Raw genomic sequence first — 2,625 nt, forward strand, 5'->3', positions numbered from 1 at the left:
TTATTTGGGGCAGTATTTCCTTAAGTTGACACCAATGACAGCCGTGCGCCCCTAAGCCAGATGAGATTAAATCAAGCGATTCTTCTGGCAACTCCTCTCCAAAATAAGCTTGGAGGTACGACGCTAACTGTTCCGAATCAGGCACCTCACCCAACGTATGCAAACCTGATGAGAATAAGCGAGATTCCACCACTTGTAGATACTCGTACAACTTCACCAAATAGCCGTTAAAGGCATGATTACTAAACATCCGGGCATTCTCCGGAGTAAAAGCAATGCCTAACTTCTTCGCATCCTCAAAGGGACAATCTGCATCTAACCCTGTGTCCAGAATCTTCTTGCAAATTGCCTCTTTGAGGGCGTAATTTTTTTCTGGGTCTTCTCGATACTCGGAAATCAAATCCCGCAGTGCAACCAATTCCTTATACAAACCCGCGCGACCATAGGGAGGTACATTATGGGAAATCAGTACCCCATAGCCGCGACGTTTCGCCAGCATCGACTCGGAGGGGTTATTTGCTGCATAGATGTAGAGATTGGGCAAATTTCCCAGAAGAATATCAGACCAAGAGTAGCCAGTATTACCAAGGGGAGAACCGGGTAACCATTCGACCGTGCCGTGCATTCCAAAGTGAACTACGGCATCAGCTTGAAAGTCGTTTTGCAGCCATTTATAAAAAGCGGCGTACTGGGGATGAGGTGTTAAGTCCCGTTCAAACATTAGCCGCATCGGGTCACCTGCAATACCAAGTGGAGGTTGCACACCAATCCAGACGTTACCTAGCTGAATGCCGCCTATTTGGAATTCACCGCCATAGGTTTTAATGCCAGTACCCGTGAGGGATTTCCACTGTTTCTTGATGCGTGTGGTGAGGAGGTAACCCAGCCATTTTTCTAAAGTTTTAGCATTAACAGTTCTCGTGGGGTGGGCATCTTGCCCGCCCTCTCCCAAAGGCAGGTGAGACGCCTGTCCCACAAGAGGCTGTTCTGGGGTAGCCTCATCTGCTTCTTTCACCCTGCGGATTAATTCTTCGCCGTTTTCAGGTAATTCCCCAACGGTATAGCCTTGGTCTTTGAGGGCGTGGAGGACTTTGAGAAGCGATCTCGGCACATTTAATAACGCTGCTATTCCCGTTGCCCCATATCCCGGTGGGAAATTATAGAGAATAATCGCAATCCGTCTATTAGCTGAAGGTGTCTCTCTCAGGTCAATCCAGTGCTTGACGCGCCCAGTCAGTCGCTTCACTCGTTCAGGAACGAGATAAATATCTTCTCCCACCAAGCCACCGAGAGGCACGGGGTCAATCGCCCCATCCAATTCTGGTAACCCATATAAGACGACACTTTGCAACCCCCCAATGCCTTGGCGTGTCCAAGAGTGAATATCCTGAATCAGTAGAGGTGCCGCAACGAAGTAAGGTACATTCTTCGCACTCAGAATACGTTTGGCAACTTCCACCTGACGCCCTGCTTCCATCGAACCTGCTGGTCCTCCCACCAAGGGAAAGCCGATAGTAGAGACAATTGCATCTACCTTCACCGATTCAGTAGAGAGAGAGGGCGTTTCAATATCACCTAGCTTGCGCTTCTGCGTTTCATGGGTAGATGTCATCCAATCCCGCACGGCGACATGTCCTTCAACCCCGTTAATAAAAATGGGCAAAGGGCTTAATCCAGCTTTTTCAAAGTGGCGAATTAGCTGAGGAATGTAAGGTTGTTGGGTAACGACATGCTTGCGATAAAGCAAGATTCCAACCACAGGCAAATGCCAAGTTTCTGGTTTCACTTGGCGATACCAGTCCAGATACTTCCGAGGTGACTCAAAGTAAGCGTCATAGTCTGGATGCAGCAATCCCATGTTGGGAGTTTCCCCTGGTGGTGGTATTTCTCCCACCTTCAGCCCCAGGTATTTTTCTGCTAGCGTCCAGAACATTGATGCGACATTATCTGTCCCGCCAGCATTCCAATACCCGTAGATAATTAGCCAGTTCCGCAAGTCTTGAACTTTCCGGGCGGGAATGTATTTCAGCAGTTTGGAACCAACTTTCAAAAAGCTGATGTAACCAGCAAGTTTGTCTTCTTCTCGCCCATTACTAAATTTGTCGAGGATAAATTTAACAGGCTTGGGCATACCTTTGGGCTTATCCCCAATTTTGAACGCACCGATTTGAGTGAGACTCATTAATTCGAGGGCTGACTCGAAGACAAGGCGGATGGGAATATGTTGCACTCGGTCTCGCAGCCACAAAACCTGGTCATAATCAAATATCAGACTGCCGAAGAAGACATCGGCATCTTTGAGTGCTTCTTGTATCGCTTTGGGTTCAGTGGTGAGGGAGCGATCGCTAAACACCCGAATATCCAAGTCAGGACAGCGCTGCCCTGCCAGATGCGCTGCTTTACGGTACAAGTCAGCATTGAAAGATTCAAAGCCAGCAATCAGTACGATGCGTTTCATGTCCCAAGCTCGGTGAAAGTGTTCCTATCTCGATCTTAGGGATAGTATTGACAGCCAGATTGTTGGACGTTTTTTTATTTGGAAGTCCCTAAGGACTAGAGAACTCGGCAAGAATGTCGAGAAATCCGACCAATAAAGTACGGTTGTCACTACTCAAGGGGGACGAG

At 48.1% G+C, this 2,625-nt stretch carries 1 protein-coding gene; it reads right to left on the reverse strand.

The annotated features are described in order from the left end of the window. On the reverse strand, positions 1–2,458 hold a 2,458-nt coding region (bchH, locus tag AC5JL3_RS01185), incomplete at its 3' end, for a magnesium chelatase subunit H (protein WP_496072744.1). Positions 2,459–2,625: the final 167 nt, after the last annotated feature.

It is taken from the genome of Symplocastrum torsivum (genome assembly GCF_059505465.1).